Source organism: Sphingobacterium anhuiense (genome assembly GCF_042686355.1).
Classification (GTDB): domain Bacteria; phylum Bacteroidota; class Bacteroidia; order Sphingobacteriales; family Sphingobacteriaceae; genus Sphingobacterium; species Sphingobacterium anhuiense.
In genome coordinates this window covers 568896-588908 of sequence record NZ_JBHUPE010000007.1, presented here as the reverse complement: position 1 = coordinate 588908, position 20013 = coordinate 568896, and the positions used below count along the sequence as shown (strand labels likewise).

Genomic DNA, 20013 nt, shown 5'->3' with positions numbered 1-20013 from the left:
AAAATAATTTAAATTATTACAATATGTAGTGTATAATAAACAATGTGATCGCCCCAAGCAATGCAGAGACAGGAATAGTTAATACCCAGGCCCATAATAAACTAATGGTAACCCCCCATCTTACTGCCGATACTCTTTTAACAATACCTACCCCGATAATTGAACCAGTAATGGTATGTGTAGTAGAAGCTGGAATACCAAAGTGTTCAGTAAGTCCTAAAGTCAAAGCACCTGCAGTCTCTGCTGCTACACCTTCCAAAGGAGTCACTTTTGTAATTTTAGTACCCATTGTTTTTACAATTTTCCAACCACCACTCATTGTTCCCAATGAAATTGCTAGGTAACAGGTTAATGGAATCCACTCGGGCATGTGCTCTGTGTTGGGTAAATAACCTCCTGCAACCATTGCAACTAAGATAATACCCATTACTTTTTGCGCATCATTACCACCATGAGCAAAACTTAATGCCGCAGAAGAAACGAGTTGCAATACTTTAAACCATTTCTCTGCCACTGCAGGTCTTGAGTTTTTGGCAATATTAATAATGACAAGTGTGATGATAATGGATATGATCATCCCGATAATGGGGGCGAGGACAATAAATGCAATGATTTTTAATGTTGCATCAATGTTAATCGCATGGATTGGATCTCCACCTACAATGAAAGCATAAGCCATACCTGAACCTGCAAATCCACCAATAAGCGTGTGAGAAGAGCTGGATGGTACACCATAGTACCAAGTGAAAAGGTTCCAACCTATCGCGGCTAATAAACCAGCAAAAATAACTTCTAATGTAATATATTCTTCTAATACAGTTTTTGCAACCGTATTGGCCACTTTATGGTCGGTAAAATAAAAGTAAGCTGCGAAGTTGAAAATCGCGGCCCACAATACTGCCATAAAGGGGGTTAGTACTTTTGTTGAAACAACTGTAGCAATTGAGTTGGCCGCATCATGAAAACCATTAATGTAGTCAAAAGCAATCGCTAGTATAATTACAACAATTAATAATGTTGACATCATAATATGAATGTGTTAATATGCTAAATTCGCAATTATGCGTTTTTAACCAAGATGCTTTCTAATACGTTTGCTACGTCTTCACATTTGTCTGTAGCGTCTTCCATTGCAGATAATACTTCTTTGTGTTTAATTAAAGTAATCGCATCTTTCTCGAATTCGAATAAATCAGCTACCGCTTTGTCAAATATATAATCAGCTTTATTTTCAACACTGTTGATACGAACACAAGAATCTGTGATGTTACGAATATTTTTTAAATCTTTTAATTCAAAAATTGCTTTTGCAACATGGTCAGTAGCCTCAACAATCAGATCCGCCATTTCTATCATGGGTTCAGTTGCTTTTTGAACCTTGTATAGATCCATTTTATTAGAAGCACCATTGATGAAGTCAGCAACGTCGTCTAGTGAGCTTGCTAATGCGTGGATGTCCTCACGGTCAAAAGGAGTGATAAAATTTTTACCTAATTCTAAGTGTATTTGGTGTGTGATGTTGTCACCTTTATGTTCTAAATCTTCGATTTTGCGAACGATTTCTTTACGTTTTTCCGCGTCACTAGCGTTAACGGCTTCTTTAAGTAGCTTAGACATTTCTATCAAATTACTACCTGCTTGTTCAAATAAAGGGAAAAACTTTTTATCCTTAGGAACGAAATACTGAAAAATGCTATTTAAAGACATATCATTATTAATTATTTTTTGCGAAATTACTAAGTTAATGTTAAGTTAATGTTAAGTTTTAAGGAATGTTAAGTTGCGTTTTGTTAACATTAAATCTGCGAAACTTTTTCTAAAGTAAACCCAAATGTCGTACCTATACCTTCTGTACTTCTTACATTTACATTTTGCTGATGGGCTTCAATAATATGTTTAACAATGGATAAACCAAGGCCAGAACCACCTATTCCCCTAGATCTACTTTTATCGATTCTATAAAATCGTTCGAAAACACGGCTTAGATTTTTCTCTTCAATTCCATAGCCATCATCTGTTATCTCCACCAAAACTTGTTCAAATAGTGGGAATATCCTGATTTGGCTTTTGCCCCCGTTCTTACCATATTTAATGGAATTCTCAATTAAATTGACAAGTACTTGACTAATCTTATGCTTATCGGCTTTCACCCAGTAGGGAGTACCAGGTTTAGTTTTTAGTTGAATCTCTATATTATGTGCTTTTGCTTTGTCATCCAGAGATTCTTTTGTCTCTTTAATAAGTTCTACGATATCAAATTTTTCGATATTTAAAACCATTTTACCAGATTCAAGTTTGGAGATTTCATCTAAATCTTGAATGAGGTAATTCAAACGATCTACATTTTTAGATGCTTTGTTTAGAAATGTCTTAGCCATCTCGATATCCTCTTCCATCAGCCCATCCTGTAATGTTTCTATATATCCTTGTATAGAGAATAAGGGAGTTTTAAACTCGTGTGACACATTTGACAAAAATTCTCTTCGAAACTTTTCTTGTGATCTCAGTTGTTCTATTTCTATTTTCTTTGCTTTTGCCCATGCCTTGACTTCATTTTCGGCATCTCCGATGGGATCTGCTGTAACATGTTCACCCAACGCGTCCTTTAGATCCTTACCTAATTTTAGGTTATGAATCAGCTTGTACATGGTATTGATCCTTTTATAAATATAGCGTTCAAATACAAAGTTGAACATCAGAAAACTGATCAGCGTAGAAACGGCGAAAATAATGAGGAAAGATTTCCAGTCCGAATGATAGTAAAAACTAACAGCAGAAATAGCTAATCCTACGGCTAATGAACAATTTAAAACAAGCTGTCTAAAATTCATGTATGTAATAAAAAAGGCTTTAGTAAAAATACCAAAGCCTAAGTTAGTGATTCCTTTATTAATAAATTGTTATAATTTTCCTATGATTGTTTTACCTCCCACTACTTTGTCGCCAATATTGACATCGATCTGTGTTCCCAGAGGAAGGAATAAATCTACGCGAGATCCGAATTTAATAAAGCCAAATTCCGAACCTTGCGTTACATGATCATTTTCTTTTACATACCAAACAATACGACGGGCAAGTGCTCCTGCGATTTGTCTAAAAAGAACCTCTACACCATTAGCATTTTTAACAACTACAGTTGTTCTTTCGTTGTCTGTTGAAGATTTTGGATGCCAGGCGACTAAAAACTTTCCTGGATGGTATTTAAAATAGCTGACTATGCCAGAAATAGGGTTACGATTCACGTGTACATTTATAGGTGACATGAAGATGGAAACCTGTAATCTTCTGTCATGAAAATATTCGTTCTCTTCTGTTTCCTCTATCACAACAACTTTTCCATCTGCAGGACATAAGATCGTTCCTTCCTGTACAACGATTTGTTTTGTTGGACTACGGAAAAATTGAACAATCGTAATAAAAAGAAATGCTGAAAGGATGTAAATAATCCATTTAATAACTCCAGGAGCATCATAGTAGTCCGCGATTGCGTTAGCAATAAGTATCACTAAAACAGTAATTGCCAGACTTGTATATCCTTCTTTGTGAAATTTCATGTCTATAAGTTTTTTGCAAATATAATCAAATAGTCCTATTGTCCTTTTTCTCGATGAATTATTATCGGTAGGACTTCAATTTTTCCTTCCGAATTTTTATACATTTTACCTGTAACTGTAAGTATATCTGCTATTGGTTTACCATTTTCTAATGAAGGATAATAGAAGCTGATCTCCGAAATTAATTGTTCTAATATATTATTAAGATTTTCAGAGGATGTCTTTTTTATAAAATCTACTTTTGAAGGATTCCCTTCTTTATCTAATTTAACTTTGTATTCAAAATTATCTTCTGTAAAGTTTTCAGCATTGATTCGGATCATTGAATTGGTTAGTTCTTTACTAATGAACATATTAAAGTTGGAGAAGTCGTCAAAGTTACATGCTTTGAATGTAAGAAATTCTCCTCTAGAAAAATTATCATAAGGGATAATTCCAAATTTACTGTGTCGATATGAATTATCTAAAAAGTAGTCATTACCGATTAAAAGGATTCCGTTTTGATATTTTTCAAAAGCAATTAATGTTTCCTTTCCTCCTCTATCATGACCCAATATTTGCCAATTTCCATCCTGTTTACCGTTTTTAATTTTTCCTTTTGCAAGATAAAATTCGAAACCATACTGATTGTAGCCTTCAAATGGTATTGAAAAGGAATAGTTTCCTTCTCCGTCTTTTATTTTTTGAGTTCCGTTCGGAAGCCAGAAATCTTGAATCAGAATAACGCTATCGGTATATAAAAGCTCCATAGCCACTTTATCACTTGGGTAACGATGTATAACGTTACCCATCGGCATATCATTCTTAAATGTCGCTTCCCATTTCAATATTCCATTTGGATGATATGCTTTAAAAGTACCTTCTTTACTTCCGTTAATATAGTTTCCCTCTAGAATTAAGCGGCCATTGTTATTAAAGTCTTTAAATGCACCGTCAAATTTTTGCGTCTTCGGATTTAATGTAGCAACACGTTCTATGGATTTAAACTCACAAGATTTTTCAGCTAAATAATAATTCTTATCAAAATAGAATCGGAACATATTGCTATCTAATTTTTCATAATATATTGCTTTATCTTGTCCAAAGGCAAAATTTAGCAACAAAATCAAGGATGATAATATGAACAGAAATTTTTTCATAATTCTTGTTTACAAAATGTTATTAATGCGCTTCCAGCCAGTTTTTACCTTGTCCAATCTCTACTACCAGTGGAATTTCTGTCTTAATCGCGGTCGTCATTTTTGTTTGGATGATTTCTTTGAAAATTTCTACCTCATTTTCTGGAACATCAAAAACAAGCTCATCATGTACCTGCATAATCATCTTACCGGATAATCCCTGTTTGGTAATCTCTTTCTGGATTCCAAGCATGGCTATTTTAATTAAATCTGCTGCCGATCCCTGAATAGGAGCATTAATGGCATTTCGTTCAGCAAAGCCCCTAACAGTCATATTGGCCGAATTGATATCTCTTAAATAACGTCTTCTTTTGAGGATTGTTTCGACATATCCATTTTCTTTTGCAAAGTCTAAAACCTCGCTCATGTATTTTTTTATACCAGCATATTGACTAAAGTACTGATCAATAATTTCTGCTGCTTCTTTGCGGGGAATAGCAAGACTTTGGGATAGCCCAAATGCAGATTGCCCATAGATAATACCAAAGTTTACTGCTTTTGCATTTCTACGTTGATCTGATGTTACCTCCTCAAGCTCTAAACCATAAACTCTGGCTGCTGTGGCGCGGTGAATGTCATGACCGGAAGTAAATGCTTCCATCATATTTGGATCTTTACTCAACTCTGCAATGAGACGCAGTTCAATTTGAGAATAATCGGCAGAGAGTATAACATTATTTTCATGACGCGGAATAAATGCTTTTCTAACCTCACGGCCCCTTTCTGTACGAATCGGGATATTTTGCAGGTTGGGGTTCGTTGAACTTAAACGGCCGGTCGCAGCGACAGCTTGATTGTATGAAGTATGAATTAAACCGGTGTCGGGATTGATCAAACCAGGGAGTGCATCTACATAAGTCGATTTTAGTTTTTGTAACTGTCTAAAACTTAATATATCTTGTACGATATCCGATTTATAAGCTAAAGCCAATAAAACATCTTCGCCTGTTTTATATTGACCAGTTTTGGTCTTTTTCGCTTTTGGATCTAATTTTAATTTATCAAAAAGCACTTCTCCAAGTTGTTTTGGTGAAGCGATATTGAAATTAACACCTGCTTTTTCATAGATAGTCTCCTCCAATTGTCGGATATCTATTTCAAGATTTTGTGAGAACTGCTGTAATGCATCGGTATCGATCCGAACACCGTTTCGTTCTATCTCTGATAAAACATATACTAATGGAAACTCGACTTCATTTGCTAAATCTAGCGTATTTGTTTCCTCCAGTAGTGGTTTGAAGATTTTTTTGAGCTGTAAGGTGATATCCGCATCTTCAGCAGCATATTCCTTGATGATCTCAAGCTCAACATCGCGCATATTGCCTTGTTTTTTTCCTTTACTTCCAATTAGTTCGGTAATAGAAAGGGGTTTGTAATTGAGATAATTTTCGGCAAGTACATCCATACCGTGTCTGGTGTCCGGATCGATTAAATAGTGAGCAAGCATCGTATCGAAAATAGGACCTTTTACTCCTACCTGATATCTCGCTAGTAGCAAGATGTCGTATTTGATGTTTTGACCTATTTTCTCTATTTGTTCATTTTCTAAAACAGGTTTAAAAATATTGATCACCTCCTGCGCTTGGTCACGATCTACGGGGGTTGGCACATAATATGCCTTTCCTTTTTCAAAAGCAAAAGAAAGACCTACAATAGCGGCTAAATTAGCGTCTAAACCCGTAGATTCAGTATCAAAACAGAAGCTTGAAAGTGCTGCGAGCTGTTCTGCTAGTGCTTCTTGCTCCTCTTTGGTATTCACTAAAATATAATCATGTGGAGTGTTCTCAAGGCTATTGACTGGTCCTGAGTACGGTACTTCTTCTTCTATATCGGCCTGTTGTGGCAATGAAAATAAATCCATTTGGCCATTTGTGTTTTTTGAACTGTCGGTAACACTATTGTTCTCTCCAAAAACACGTTTACCAATTGTTCTAAACTCTAGTTCGTTGAATAAAGGTTCTAGTATTTCCTTATTAGGTTCTTCTATTAATAAATTTTCTTCTTCAAGTTCCACCGGAACATCGAGTAGGATAGTGGCTAATTTTTTTGAAATCAAACCTTGTTCAGCATAGTTTTCAACGTTTTCACGTTGTTTGCCTTTCAATTTATCTGCATTTGCAATGATATTTTCCATTGAGCCAAATTCTTGGATCAATTTTTTAGCTGTTTTTTCACCGATACCCGGTATTCCTGGTATATTGTCAACAGCATCACCCCAAAGACCTAATATATCGATCACCTGATTGACGTCCGTTATTTCCCATTTTTCAAGAATTTCTTTTACCCCTTGTATTTCAGCACCATTACCCATACGGGCAGGTTTGTAGATAAAGATATTTTCAGACACAAGCTGTCCAAAATCTTTATCTGGCGTCATACAGTAAACTGTGAAGCCTTTTTTTTCTGCTTTTTTTGCAAGCGTTCCGATGATATCATCGGCCTCGTAACCGTCCTTCGTAATAATAGGAATATTAAAACCGGTGATTAATTTGAAGATATAGGGGATTGATGCTGAAAGATCTTCTGGCATCTTTTCGCGGTGTGCCTTGTACGATTCAAATTCGATATGACGTGCTGTGGGTGCTTCAGTATCAAAGACTACTGCTAAATGAGATGGTTTCTGATTTTTTAATATTTCTAACAATGTGTTAGTAAATCCCATTATCGCACCGGTATTTAAACCATTAGAGGTAATACGAGGTGTTTTGTTTAATGCAAAATAGGCTCTGTAAATCAGGGCCATTCCATCTAGAAGAAATAGTTTTTTCACGAATGCTAATTTTAAGGTAACTCTTACAAAGATAATAAAAACGATAAACCTTAAGTTTAATAAATTTTTACGATTTTTGTAAGATGATATATGCACAAAAGGAACTTATATGAGAGGATTAGTAACCAAATCTACGGGTAGTTGGTATCAGGTGCTGGGTGAGGATGGACAACGTTATGACTGTCGTATAAAAGGGAAATTTCGTACCAAAGGTATTAAAAGTACTAACCCTGTTGCTGTTGGAGATTGGGTTCATTTTGAAGTGGAGCCGGATCTTGAAAGTGCTGTTATCAATGAATTGGAACCAAGACGTAACTATATTATCCGTAAATCTGTCAACCTTTCTAAGCAAACACAGATTATTGGTGCGAATCTGGATCAAGCCTTTTTAGTTGTAACATTGGCTTCTCCTCCTACTTCTCTTGGCTTTATCGATCGTTTCTTAGTTACTACAGAAGCATATGGTATTCCTGCTGTTTTGATTTTCAATAAGTTGGATTTGTTCAGTGATGAGGGACTAGCTATTTTACAGGACTATAAGAGTATCTATGAGCGTATCGGTTATCCATGCTACGAAGTTTCAGCGTTGAACGGCGTGAATATAGATCAATTAATGGAAGTGCTTAAAGATAAAACCACTTTAATTTCTGGACATTCGGGAGTAGGAAAATCTACATTACTGAATTCAATTGTTCCAGAGTACGCCGTTAAGACAGGTGATATTTCAGACTGGTCTGATAAAGGAAAGCATACCACAACTTTTGCAGAGATGTATGACCTTCCTTTTGGTGGAAAATTAATCGATACTCCTGGGATACGTGAGCTAGGAATTGTCGATATCGAAAAGCAGGAATTATCACATTTCTTTCCAGAAATGCGAGCGCTAATGAATCAATGTCGATTTGACAATTGTCGACATGTAAATGAACCAGGTTGTGTTGTTATAGAAGCTGTAGAAGAGGGAGAAATCGAATCCTCTCGTTATGATAGTTATTTAAGTATCTACCATAACGAGAACAATCGGATGTAAAAGTATTATTTACTGGCTATAAAGTCTCTTAAATAAGTACATTCGTGTACCGCAGTTTGGTAAAATGTGGTCTTACTGTATTGTGATTTTAATTGATGAAAGTATTTATTATGTAATGAAAACTGATAAAATGGATTTTCACTACTATTTTCATAATATGTCCATCTCATGTCGTCTTTTAACTCGAAGTCTTTTTGTTCGCATTTTGCTAACATAAAGGTACACTTGGCTTTAAAGTCCAGGCTTGTAGCCAATTCTCGAGCTTTCAGGTACCACTCTTTTGCAGTTTTTGCCTGTTTGTAGTTTCTTTCCCAATACCTGTCTGGTTTGGCATTGTTGTCGTAGGATGACCAACTGTACGATACCAAAGACCAGGCATTACCATAGGTGCTTGTTTGATATATGCCATTAGCCATATGAAAATAGTAATCGGCTTTTTTACCATTGTTTTTTTCATCCTTTATTAATGTTTGGTACTTGAGCATACGAGCTGCATACTCAAGTTTTGTCATACTTGATTGTCCAATCTTTTTAGGATAATCATTGATCGTAACGATGAATGGATTTGGAGCAATTGTTTCTTCCGCATACCAATTGCTGTATTCTTTTGATTTATAGGTTCCTGGCAATTTTTTAAACGTTTTTACGGCATTTGTAAAGTCTAATTCTCTTAAATATGCTGTCCCTATCAATTCAGTTAAATAATTACTGTTTACTTTTTTGATATCTTCAAGTAGAAACTGGACCATTTTCGGCTGTTTTTCAGGAGACTGTATGTACCTTTGAACTTGTAATAAGGTCTTAGGAGTTAAATCTTCTTGCCAAAATCGAATGGTACTGTATTGCATGTTATTTTCAAGTGTGTCATTAACGTATCCGTGGTTATAAAAAATATCTCCCTTTACTGCCGCTAAACTTGCCAGTGCGGTATCTCCTTTAATAAGGTATTGGTTAACAACGATATTTTGTATGATGTTTTTTGAAATAAGACTGTAAGAACCATTCTCAAAAGAACTCCATGAATAATTGTTTTCCATGTTTTTTTCCTTCTTAGCTTTTTCCTGCAACCACTTCAGTGTTGCAATCAATTGATTTTCATCTAAGGATTTTTCTTTTTCCCAATCTGTCAATAAGGTTAACATTTCTGTAATGCGTAACTGATCTTTCAGATTTTCATTTAAAGATTTGGGCTCTACCATCTTCAAGTATTTTTTTGCGAGATCATTTTCGGCATTGAGCCAACTCAAGTAGGCCGCTGTAACTAAGCCTAATTGTGGTTGAATATATTTTTTATCCTTATACATGGTTAGTGCAAGCTCTCGGATGTTTTGGAGATGCTTTTGAATTTCTCCTTTGTTTTCATCATGATACCACTGCGACATATTATAACCTAATGTATGGTCTTTAATGAAGAAATTTTCTATTTTGTTAACCTCCCGTGTGAGGAGTACGGCATTTATAGTATTAGCAGGATCCAGTTTATAACAGTTTTCGAGATATTCAATAGTACTATTTGGGTTGTTGAAACCAATGATTGCATTGATATTGAATTTGTCTGCTTTAGTTTTGGTATAGGCAAAAATTTCAGCGTCAGTTGCTTGTATATAATGAAAATTGTTGTATGCAAGTACTCTTCTTTCGGGCGATATCGTAAATACGCGAGAAAATAAAAAGGCAGCTTTTGCAGGTTCACCATTTTTCCTTACAGCACCTGCATAATTGGATAATGCCCAACCTAATACGGGAGATTTCAGTTTTGACCGAGCGATGTATTTATCATAAACGGTGATACTTTTTTCATATTCTTTAGCAAAAAGAAATAATCTTGCCGCTTGATATGCGTAACGTAATAACAAGAAACTATTGTTCTTATGAGCCGAAATTTTACTTTCTGCCTCAAGCGCAAATTGCTTTATTTCATCAAAATTACGCTCATCAGGACTCCAAGGGTCTTGCGCAATATTGGTGACAGGTTCTTGCTCTTTGGTAAAGTGAAAGTAAGCGAGTTCCTTTTTATTTTTAGGAAGAAATAGACTTTGAATAAATGTGTTATTTTGAAGTGAATCTGGAAGATTATCTAGGGTTGCTGTATTCTTTAAAACCTGTATTGTTTCCGGGTTTGATTGGTACATGACTGCGTATAGATCATCTGGTTTCACATTTTTTCCTAAATGATTTACCCAGTCTGTAACATTTACAGACGCTTCCAGTACAGGCTCCTGTTCTGTATATAGAAATTGATAGGGAATAAACTGAAAAGCGGAATAGCTATTATCTTCCAAGTTTGGAAGGAAATAGGTCTGTTGATTGTCATAAGGGTCTATTTCGGGACCACAAGCGATATTAATCGCAATTTCACTGAAATAGAGCATAAATGTAGCGCTAAAAAGCAGCAATAACTTCTTGTAAATCTGCATAATTATAGTTCGATAAAACTTCTGGGGCCAAATGGTAGAAGATGATTCTTTTCTCTTTTCCTTGAAGTTCTTTATTTAAAAATTTGGCGGTTGCAATTAACTGTTCCTTCGTTATAAATTCATTACGGATCACATCTCCCTTTTTTAGATTCGCTTTTTGTAAGTCCTGGTTCAGAATAAATAATTCTGTCTTTGGATTTCTTGTAAAGAGTGATTTATCATCCAAATCGCTCTTGTCGATATACTTAGAAATACCAATATATTGATGATCGCGAAAGGCTACATACCAATCGAATAGGGGTAAAGCAATATCTAATTCTAAAGGATAGTCTTTAAGAGTTCCACTCAGGTAAGTTGTTAAATCTTGCTGATTTAAAATAGAATTATGATCTCCAAATTGTCTTAAATTTCCCATATTATAACACATCAGCGTTGCTCTTTTTACAGGAGGTATACCACTGGACTGAATATTTTTAACTTGATGAAGCCTTAATGTCGTGGTTATCGTCACTTCATTTAATTCAGGTATCTTTTGTAGGTATTCTAGCAGATAGAAAAATTTATCACGGGAGCTTTTAGTCCAGTCGCAATCAATCTGTAGTTCTTTAAAGTCTTCTTTTCCGGATTGTTTAGCCTTTTCAGATACAAAAGGTATCATTTTATGTGCAAGTCCTCTAATCTGGAGACTATCTAATTCTGTAAATATTCTTTGGTTGATAAATACAACAGGCACAAATGTTTGATTTGATGGAAGAGTTTGTTCAAAAGAAATTGGAGAGATGGGAACGGGCTCAATACCCCCATCAGTAAAATCAATATCCATTATACGAACGAATAATGTATTTGATTTTAGATCTTGTATCATCTTTTGTGATAAGGTGTCGGACTTATAGTTTGTTTTCCAATAATAAAAGCCTACGGAGGGTTCTTTTTTTTGACAGGAAATGTGTAATATTATACTAAGCGAGATACAGAAGAACAGCTTTATTTTATATGGTGTCATGAATTTGGGACCAAGTGAAAGAATCGTTACTAATCTACTTTTATTGAAAATCAAACAAAAGTATTAATAAGTTGTTTTGTATAAGATAAAAATAACCAAATAAATTTACTAAAAAAGGAGCGCGTTTTACATGAAGGCTGTTTGGAAATGGATAATCGGTATTTTCGTAATACTGTTGATTGTGCTGGGTGGGGTTGTTTGGTATTTTAGTGTGCATTGGAAGCCAATTGTAGACCAAAAATTCAGAGAAATAGTGCTCGCATCGACCGATAGTTTGTACACGGTTGATTATGATGACTTGGATATTAATCTTGCTTTGGGAAATGTAACGATAAGCAATCTGGTTTTACGCTCGGACAGCAATGTTTATGCGCGACTAGAAGGAATAAATAAAGCTCCTGATAATCGTTTTCAAATAGAAGTCGCTAAATTAAAATTTCGTAATTTCTCCATACGGGATATGCTGCTGAATAAAGAGCTTTATCTAAAGAATGTCGTTTTAGATACTCCGAGTGTCCATATGATCAATAAGTATCATTCCTATAATGATACAGCATCTACAGAAAAGAGTAAGCCCTTATACGATAAAATAAAGAATACCCTTAAAAGAATCCGCATAACCGGAATCGATTTGAATAAGGTCAATTTTAAATATTCGCAAATTCAAAAAAGTATCTACCAAGATTTTGAGATCAAGAAAGTCAATATACAGATTCAGGATGTTTTGGTAGACTCAACATCAATTTCCGATGCGACACGTTTCTATCACACCAAAATGGTTGATATAGAGGTCCCTGCATTTACTTATAGAACTCCTGATGGATTTTACAAGGTTGATTTTGATCAATTAAAAATCAATACCAGGAATCGTAATATCATGTTGACAAAGGTGGCTTACCAACCTATTTTGGGTAAGTCGGCCTATTATAAAGCAAAGGGTAAAGGAGGTAGCTATGTTGTCATGAAATTCGACACGGTCCGTTTTGAATCTTTTGATTTTAATAGTTTGTTACGTAATAAGAAGATCTATGCAGCAAAAGCGCAACTTAAAAATGGACTCCTGGATATTTATTCAGACAAGCATTATAAATCAACACCTGTAAATAAAGTTGGAAGATCTCCGCATCAAGCATTAATGCATATGAAAACGCAATTAGCAATAGATACGGTATTGGTGCAAAATGCTGATATAAGCTATTCGGAGTTAAGTGATAAATACAACCAGGTCGGGAAGATTACCTTCGATAAGAGTTATGCGACCATTAGTAACATGACCAATGATGTTTCAAGTCTGGCTAAAAATAAGTGGATGCGTGTTGATGTTCTGACAAAAGTGATGAATAGTGGGCGTTTGCATGTTTTATTCGGATTTGATATGACATCCAAAACAGGTTTTCATACGTATAAAGGAACAGTAGGAGCAATGCAGGCACCTGCCTTTAATAAAATTTTAAAACCGCTTTTAAATGTAGAATTAGCCTCTGGAAATATCAAAAAAATAGCTTTTGATATGGAAGCAACCGATCACAGAAATTGGGGAAAGTTTAATTTTGATTATGATGATCTAAAAATCACCATTTTAGAGAAGAAAGAAGATGGAACTGTTAAAAGAAAAGGTTTTATCTCTTTACTGGTGAATGAACTTTTGGTTAACGGTAGTAATCCAAACCTTTCTGGAGAATATATTATTGGAAAGGTCAATTGGCATAGGCATGCTGACCATACTTTTTTTAAGACCCTTTGGCAAAGTCTATTGGATGGAATAAAGCAATGTGTGGGGCTTAGCAAGGAGCGGGAAGCTAAATTAATGCGTACTGCTGACCGCGCACAACATACGGTAGAGAAAGCCAATACCGTTGTTGGTAAAACGAAAAGTTTTGTATCGAAGCTTTTTAAGAAGAAAAAAGGTGACGAAGAGAGCAAAGTCGCCGAATAAAAAAGAGGGTTTCACGTGAAATATCATCATCGGGTCAGGAACTTCTGTTTTTCCTAAGTTATCAGTATGTTTGTGACAGATGGGGTCAATATTGAGTTTTTTAAAATTCGTTTTTAAGTATAAGAATGGCATTGTAGATCAAATCATGTTTTATGTCAGCATGATCTGCGCTTTTGCTGTTATTTTCAATGTGGGCTATGTAAGAGATCCAAATCTTGCAAACCTACTCGATCATATCATCAATGCGATGTTCTATGTTTTGTTCATCATGACGGGACTTCGTACAGCTTCTTCTATTTTTGCGTTGAAAAGAGTTGAAGTAGAACATTATTCGGGGCTGGTGATCCTAAGCTATTTTGCTTTAATTATAATAGCGCGATTTGCAAGTGTCCCCGCGGTTGATCTTTTTGGTAAAGATCAGTGGATCTATCTGGGTATTTACCTGGTGTTTATTGCAGAGCTTTCCAAGAGTACCTTGTTTTTTGATAACTTCTATTTTAATCCTACGATTTTATTTGTTATCAGTTTTTTTGCATTGATTCTTATCGGTACTGTTTTGTTGATGTTACCCCGAACAACAATAGAAGCCCCTTTGAGTTTTATTGATGCATTATTTATGGCGACCAGTGCTGTATGTATTACGGGACTATCGGTGACAGATATTTCAACTAACTTTTCGCTCTTTGGACAAACAATTATTCTGGTGTTGATCCAGATTGGAGGATTGGGAATTATGACTTTTACCGGTTTTTTCGGATACTTCTTTTCAGGTGGTTTTTCGTTCAAGAATCAATTGATGTTTGGCGAAATTCTTGGTGAAAATAAAGTGGGATCGGTGGTTAAAACACTTCTCACGATAATTTTTATTACATTATTATTTGAACTTCTCGGTGCTTTATTAATCTTTAGCACGCTAGATGCAGCTCTTTTTCCTTCTCTGGGAAATCAGGTGTTTTTCGCTATTTTTCATTCTGTATCTTCTTTTTGTAATGCTGGTTTTTCGATCCTAACGGATGGAATCACCAATGATGGCTATAAATTTAATTACAACTTCCAATTGGCTTTGTCTGTATTATTTATACTAGGTGGATTGGGTTTTGGGATCGTACTGAATATTTATTCCTATGTAAAAGACTCTTGTATTTACTGGTATCATCGGTTGGTGACGAAGAAGAATTATAAGCATAAAGCTTGGAACTTCAGTTTTAATTCAAAATTAGTGCTCGCGTGTAATGCGGTTGTCGTTGTGTTGGCAACAGTATTCTTTTTTCTGTTAGAGCGAAACAAGACTCTTTCTTTGGAACAGGGGCAGATGGGCGAATGGATCACCTCATTTTTTATGGCTAATGCTTCGCGTTCGGCTGGATTTAATAGTGTTGATCTCTCATTTGTATCCATGCCCACAGTCTTGTTAATTATCCTGCTCATGTGGGTAGGAGCATCTCCTGGTTCCACTGGTGGTGGTGTTAAAGTTACGACCATTGCGGTGTCTATAATGAATATCATTGCTTTGGCAAGAGGAAAGGAGCATATTGAACTTTTTAAAAGACGGATCGCAGGCGAATCTGTACATAAAGCATTTGCCATTATTCTATTGTCGCTATTTACGATCGGTGTGAGTTTTATGCTACTGGTTTTTTCAGATCCTGATAAGAGTTTTAAAGCATTGTTATTTGAGGCAGTATCTGCCTATACGACCTGTGGGCTGAGCTTGGGAATTACACCATCTTTGAGTGTTGCAGGTAAATTTATTGTAATGATGACGATGTTTGTCGGTCGTGTCGGTACGTTGACATTATTGGTGGCTTTTATTAAAAATATAACACGAAGAAATTACACTTTTCCAGAGGAAAAGATACTCTATTAATCGAATTTGTATGAAATATATCGTTTTAGGATTAGGGCATTTTGGACGATCACTTGCAGTTCATTTGACAGAATTGGGGCATGAGGTGATCGGGGCAGATAAAAGTCTGATTATTGTTGAGCAATTAAAAGATAAAGTAACACATACGGTCTGTTTGGATACAACAGACCGGGAGGCAGTATCATCTTTACCGCTTAAGGACTGCCATGCCGTTATTATTGCCATTGGAGAGGATGAAGGAGCTTCATTGCTAACAGTAGCTTTAATGAAACAATTAAAAGTAAAGCGAATCATAGGCAGAATTGTTTCGGACCTTCAGAAAACAGTGCTTGAAGCAATGGAAATCGCCGAATACATTATGCCAGAGGAAGAGGCAGCTGAAAGGCTAGCGATGCGTTTGGACAATATAGATATTGTAGATTCATTCAAAGTATCTGAAAAATACAGTATTATTGAGACAAAAGTTCCATCAAAATATGTTGGAATGACCCTTCGTGAAGCTAACCTAACCAATCTTTTTAAAGTGATCGTCATGACAACACTCAAGATTACCGAGGTAAAAGATAGCATCAAAAAGAAAGAAATTAAGGAGGCTTCGGGTATAGCGACTTCGGAAACATTATTGGAAGAAGGGGATATATTGGTTCTTTTTGGTGAATTGTCCAATATTAATAAGCTTATCCAAAAAGGGGAATAGGAGAAATAAGTCTTGGGTTTGGAAAATAATATAAATTGTAAAATCAAATGTATATTTTTGGTTTTCGTAAGTTTTAATAACCTAATAATATAAATGAAAAATTGGTTTAAGGAAAATTCAGCACATCTTATCGTGATAGCGATTTTTGTAGCGCTTGTATTCTTTTATTTTACTCCAGTGTGGCAAGGGCAGACTTTGGCACAAAGTGATGTTGTGCAGGCTCAAGCTGCACAGAAGGAAATGTTCGATTATAAAGCTCAAGATGGAAAAGCTCCGTTGTGGACAAATTCAATGTTTGGTGGCATGCCCACTTATCAAATCTGGTCTGCAAGTGAAAATAATATTGGAACCTATATTTTAGCGGCGGTCAAAACCGTTTTTCCACAACCCATTGATATCGTTTTATTTTATTTATTGGGGGGCTATTTCTTATTGAGTGTGTTACGTGTTCGACCATGGCTAGCCGCTTTAGGTGCTATTGCTATTGCGTTTACATCTTATAATTTTATTTATATCGAAGCTGGACACGTCACAAAAGCGTATGCTATTGCTTTTATTCCTGCTGTCATAGGGGCGGTGATCATGTGCTTTAGAGGGAGCAGAGTTTGGGGCCCTGTTCTGTTGGCCTTATTTATGGCTCTTGAGATCCGTGTCAACCATTTGCAAATGACCTATTATATGCTTATCGCATTGATGGTTTATGTAATCTTTGCCTTGGTATACGCCATTCGTGATAAAAAGATCAAGGAGTTTTTTATTGCTTCGGGTTTACAGTTGGCTGCAGTAATTGTCGCTATTTTAGTGAATGCTTCTATTTTAATTCCGACTTATGAGTACAGTAAATTAAGTACACGTGGTCACGCCAATATTACTAAAGTGGATGCCTCGAAAGAAAAGGGATTAGATAAACAATATGCTTACGAATGGAGCCAAGGTGTAGGAGAAACATTGACATTTTTGATTCCGAATGCGTATGGAGGTGGTCAGAGAGGTATTTTGGATGAAAAGTCTAATGTCGCAAAGTTTTTGCAGTCTACTTTTGGAGCACAAATGAGTAGTGCTCAAGCTGCAGAATTCGCAGGTGGAATGCCTGTTTATTGGGGAGACAAACCTTTTACATCTGGCCCCTGGTATTTTGGAGCAGGTGTATTGTTTCTTTTCATTTTAGGTCTATTTATTGTTAACAATAGACTAAAATGGTGGATTCTTACAACAACTGTCCTTATTTTATTGCTGTCGTTTGGAAAGAATTTTACATTGGTTTCAGACATATTCTTTGACTACTTCCCGATGTACAATAAGTTCAGAGCGGTCGAGTCGATATTGGTTATCGCGGCAATTTTGATTCCATTGATGGCGGTGTTAACGTTAAACGAGTTGATCACAAAGGTTGATAAAATCGAAAAATTGGATAAAAAAGTACTGTATACTTTTATTGGATTAGGGGGTATTTGTTTGCTTGTTGCTTTTGTTCCCGATCTATTTTTAAATTTTAAAAATAAAGAACACGCACAGCTTGTTGAGACTTTCACCCAGAAAGTTGTTGGTGATCCAACAATAGCAAATCAGTTGGCAAATAGTTTAATAAAAGATCGTTCAGCAGTGGCCAGTGCAGATGCTTATCGTTCTTTTGCCATCGTTTTGATTACCTTTTTAGCAGTATGGTTTTTTATTAAGAAGAAGCTTTCTGCAAATGTTTTGATTATTGGATTGGCGGTTGTTTTTCTGTTTGATCTCTGGAGTGTCGATAAGCGCTTTTTAAATGACAAATCATTTGTAGAGAAACGCATGGTAACAGGTCAGGCTTTTCAAGAGCGGGAGGTTGATCAATTGATTCGTATGGACAAGGATTTGAGTTACCGTGTCATTGATTTAACCACAAATCCATTTTCAGATGCCCGTGCGTCATATTATCATAAATCTTTAGGTGGTTACCATGCTGCGAAATTGATGCGGTTTCAGGAGATTTTGGAAAATCAATTTAATGGCGCTATCAATGAAGACGTGTTGGATATGTTTAATGTCCGTTATGTCATTACAGGTGATGAACAAAAAGGGCAACGGATACAACGTAGAAGTTCTGCTGCTGGAAATGCCTGGTTTGTTGATCAAGTAACATTTGTTAAAGATAATGCGCAGGAGATGCAGGCGATCGGTAGTTTCAATCCTTCAAAAGAGGCTTTTGTTAGTGAAGAATTTAAAGATAAATTTGACGGTAAACGTTTAGGTTTGCCCGTTAATGCATCGATAAAGCTGACTTCTTACCATCCTGATAAAATGGTTTATGAATATTCTACTCCTACAGATGCATTTGCTGTATTCTCTGAGGTGTATTATGAAAAAGGCTGGAAGGCTTTTGTTGACGGTAAAGAGGTGCCAATTATACGTGCTGACTATATTCTTAGAGCATTACAATTACCAGGGGGGAATCATAAGGTCGAGTTTATTTTCGATCCGGCATCTCATAAGCTCGGTAATATATTGACATTAATTGCGTCCATAATTTTAGGATTAGGGATTGCTGTCGCAATTTATTTTTCAATCAAAAAGAATAAAAAAGCAACAATCTAAAAAGATTGTTGCTAAAAATATTTTTTAAAAACCTTTAGAATAATTTGAGCTGTGGATCAGTTATTCTAAAGGTTTTTCTATGATGTGGTGTTATTCCTCTGGCAACTACCGCACTCCTGTGCTTGACAGTAGGGTAACCCTTATTGTTTAACCAATCATACTCAGGATAATCTTTTGCAATATTGTCCATATAGTCATCACGGTACGTTTTAGCTAAAATGGATGCTGCCGCAATAGATAAATATTTACCGTCACCTTTAACAATGCAATTATGGGGGATTTCCTGATAGGGAATAAATTTATTACCATCGACTAAAATGTACTCGGCTTTTAATTTTAATAGATCCAGAGCTCGATGCATGGCTACATAAGAGGCATTATGAATATTTATCCGATCAATCTCTTCAGCGGAAACGCTAGCTACTGCATATGCTAAAGCCTCCTCCTCTATAATACTGCGCAACTGCATTCTTTTTTTTGCACTAAGTTGCTTAGAGTCATTTAATACTTCATGATGGTAGTCTTTGGGAAAAATTACTGCAGCAGCAAAAACTGGCCCCGCCAAACAACCTCTCCCAGCCTCATCACAACCCGCCTCTATAAACTCATCTTGAAAATATGATAATAGCATTTTATTTATTTTTGAGTAGCAAAAATACAATATATTATTAATAGCAAAAGGATGTGTTTATAGTAGCTTTATATATGAAATGTGGTATTTGATTTTTTGAACAAAATGCGAACGATTTTTTATACTTTGATTCATTTTTAAAAAGTTTTTATTAGCCCTCCAACTGTTGTGAAATTAGATTTTATTGTAACTATTATGTTAAAATTTAGGTTTTACGTTTATTAACACTACTATTTTCTTCTTTTGTATAAGTATCAAATGAATATAACCCTGTGCTGTATACGATCGTTGTTTACCTGTTGGCTCTATTCTTTATATTAGAAAGATTCAGTACAGCGTATCATGAGATGAATGGGAAG

The 20013-nt window shown here is 35.6% G+C and carries 14 protein-coding genes; 5 read left to right on the top strand and 9 right to left on the bottom strand.

The features are described from left to right. Positions 1 to 16: 16 nt before the first annotated feature. From ACFS6I_RS19140 to polA, 6 genes are all read right to left on the bottom strand, one after another. Positions 17 to 1027, bottom strand: a complete 1011-nt coding sequence (locus tag ACFS6I_RS19140; protein ID WP_132770020.1) for an inorganic phosphate transporter — start codon at positions 1025 to 1027, stop codon at positions 17 to 19. Positions 1028 to 1059: 32 nt separating this feature from the next. Next, positions 1060 to 1707, bottom strand: coding sequence for a DUF47 domain-containing protein (locus ACFS6I_RS19135; protein WP_021190730.1), 648 nt, complete (start codon positions 1705 to 1707; stop codon positions 1060 to 1062). 89 nt (positions 1708 to 1796) lie between these two features. After that, positions 1797 to 2831, bottom strand: a complete 1035-nt coding sequence (locus tag ACFS6I_RS19130) for a sensor histidine kinase (protein ID WP_132844402.1) — start codon at positions 2829 to 2831, stop codon at positions 1797 to 1799. 69 nt (positions 2832 to 2900) lie between these two features. Further along, entirely contained in the window at positions 2901 to 3554 is a 654-nt protein-coding gene (locus tag ACFS6I_RS19125) for a phosphatidylserine decarboxylase family protein (RefSeq protein ID WP_380923045.1), read from the bottom strand. 35 nt (positions 3555 to 3589) lie between these two features. Then, entirely contained in the window at positions 3590 to 4693 is a 1104-nt protein-coding gene (locus ACFS6I_RS19120; protein WP_380923043.1) for a toxin-antitoxin system YwqK family antitoxin, read from the bottom strand. Between the two features lie 22 nt (positions 4694 to 4715). Continuing rightward, positions 4716 to 7502, bottom strand: a complete 2787-nt coding sequence (polA, locus tag ACFS6I_RS19115; protein ID WP_380923041.1) for a DNA polymerase I — start codon at positions 7500 to 7502, stop codon at positions 4716 to 4718. A 109-nt stretch (positions 7503 to 7611) separates the two neighbouring features. Between polA and rsgA the strand changes: the two genes are divergently transcribed. Next, a complete protein-coding gene (rsgA, locus tag ACFS6I_RS19110) occupies positions 7612 to 8532 on the top strand; it encodes a ribosome small subunit-dependent GTPase A (RefSeq protein ID WP_380923039.1) in 921 nt (306 codons plus the stop codon). 5 nt (positions 8533 to 8537) lie between these two features. On the opposite strand, the gene ACFS6I_RS19105 is transcribed toward rsgA, so the two are convergent. Both ACFS6I_RS19105 and ACFS6I_RS19100 read right to left on the bottom strand, forming a co-directional pair. Beyond that, complete coding sequence (locus tag ACFS6I_RS19105) at positions 8538 to 10949, bottom strand: hypothetical protein (RefSeq protein ID WP_380923037.1); 2412 nt, start codon at positions 10947 to 10949, stop codon at positions 8538 to 8540. Then, on the bottom strand, positions 10915 to 11814 hold the full coding sequence (locus ACFS6I_RS19100) for a hypothetical protein (protein WP_380923035.1): 900 nt from the start codon (positions 11812 to 11814) through the stop codon (positions 10915 to 10917). Before ACFS6I_RS19100 ends, ACFS6I_RS19105 begins: the two co-directional genes overlap by 35 nt. 268 nt (positions 11815 to 12082) lie before the next feature. Here ACFS6I_RS19100 and ACFS6I_RS19095 point away from each other — a divergent pair, with 268 nt between their 5' ends. From ACFS6I_RS19095 to ACFS6I_RS19080, 4 genes are all read left to right on the top strand, one after another. After that, positions 12083 to 13888 (top strand): hypothetical protein, encoded by a 1806-nt coding sequence (locus ACFS6I_RS19095; RefSeq protein WP_380923033.1) that lies wholly within the window; start codon positions 12083 to 12085, stop codon positions 13886 to 13888. Between the two features lie 145 nt (positions 13889 to 14033). Beyond that, on the top strand, positions 14034 to 15755 hold the full coding sequence (locus ACFS6I_RS19090; RefSeq protein ID WP_380923031.1) for a TrkH family potassium uptake protein: 1722 nt from the start codon (positions 14034 to 14036) through the stop codon (positions 15753 to 15755). 10 nt (positions 15756 to 15765) lie between these two features. Beyond that, positions 15766 to 16452, top strand: a complete 687-nt coding sequence (locus tag ACFS6I_RS19085; protein WP_132770008.1) for a potassium channel family protein — start codon at positions 15766 to 15768, stop codon at positions 16450 to 16452. 93 nt (positions 16453 to 16545) lie between these two features. Next, the gene (locus tag ACFS6I_RS19080) at positions 16546 to 19023 is read left to right on the top strand and encodes a YfhO family protein (RefSeq protein ID WP_380923028.1); all 2478 of its coding nucleotides are present in this window, start codon (positions 16546 to 16548) and stop codon (positions 19021 to 19023) included. Between the two features lie 34 nt (positions 19024 to 19057). Here ACFS6I_RS19080 and ACFS6I_RS19075 read toward each other — a convergent pair whose 3' ends face one another. Continuing rightward, complete coding sequence (locus ACFS6I_RS19075) at positions 19058 to 19654, bottom strand: ribonuclease HII (RefSeq protein WP_380923026.1); 597 nt, start codon at positions 19652 to 19654, stop codon at positions 19058 to 19060. Between the last annotated feature and the right edge of the window lie 359 nt (positions 19655 to 20013).

Bases quoted from the DNA above. Each gene is read 5' to 3' on its own strand.
- rsgA (WP_380923039.1), top strand. From the start codon at position 7,612: ATGAGAGGATTAGTAACCAAATCTACGGGTAGTTGGTATCAGGTGCTG.
- ACFS6I_RS19080 (WP_380923028.1), top strand. From the start codon at position 16,546: ATGAAAAATTGGTTTAAGGAAAATTCAGCACATCTTATCGTGATAGCG.
- ACFS6I_RS19085 (WP_132770008.1), top strand. From the start codon at position 15,766: ATGAAATATATCGTTTTAGGATTAGGGCATTTTGGACGATCACTTGCA.
- ACFS6I_RS19130 (WP_132844402.1), bottom strand. From the start codon at position 2,831: ATGAATTTTAGACAGCTTGTTTTAAATTGTTCATTAGCCGTAGGATTA.
- ACFS6I_RS19125 (WP_380923045.1), bottom strand. From the start codon at position 3,554: ATGAAATTTCACAAAGAAGGATATACAAGTCTGGCAATTACTGTTTTA.
- ACFS6I_RS19120 (WP_380923043.1), bottom strand. From the start codon at position 4,693: ATGAAAAAATTTCTGTTCATATTATCATCCTTGATTTTGTTGCTAAAT.
- ACFS6I_RS19095 (WP_380923033.1), top strand. From the start codon at position 12,083: ATGAAGGCTGTTTGGAAATGGATAATCGGTATTTTCGTAATACTGTTG.
- ACFS6I_RS19075 (WP_380923026.1), bottom strand. From the start codon at position 19,654: ATGCTATTATCATATTTTCAAGATGAGTTTATAGAGGCGGGTTGTGAT.
- ACFS6I_RS19135 (WP_021190730.1), bottom strand. From the start codon at position 1,707: ATGTCTTTAAATAGCATTTTTCAGTATTTCGTTCCTAAGGATAAAAAG.
- ACFS6I_RS19140 (WP_132770020.1), bottom strand. From the start codon at position 1,027: ATGATGTCAACATTATTAATTGTTGTAATTATACTAGCGATTGCTTTT.
- ACFS6I_RS19105 (WP_380923037.1), bottom strand. From the start codon at position 10,949: ATGCAGATTTACAAGAAGTTATTGCTGCTTTTTAGCGCTACATTTATG.
- ACFS6I_RS19090 (WP_380923031.1), top strand. From the start codon at position 14,034: ATGTTTTATGTCAGCATGATCTGCGCTTTTGCTGTTATTTTCAATGTG.
- ACFS6I_RS19100 (WP_380923035.1), bottom strand. From the start codon at position 11,814: ATGATACAAGATCTAAAATCAAATACATTATTCGTTCGTATAATGGAT.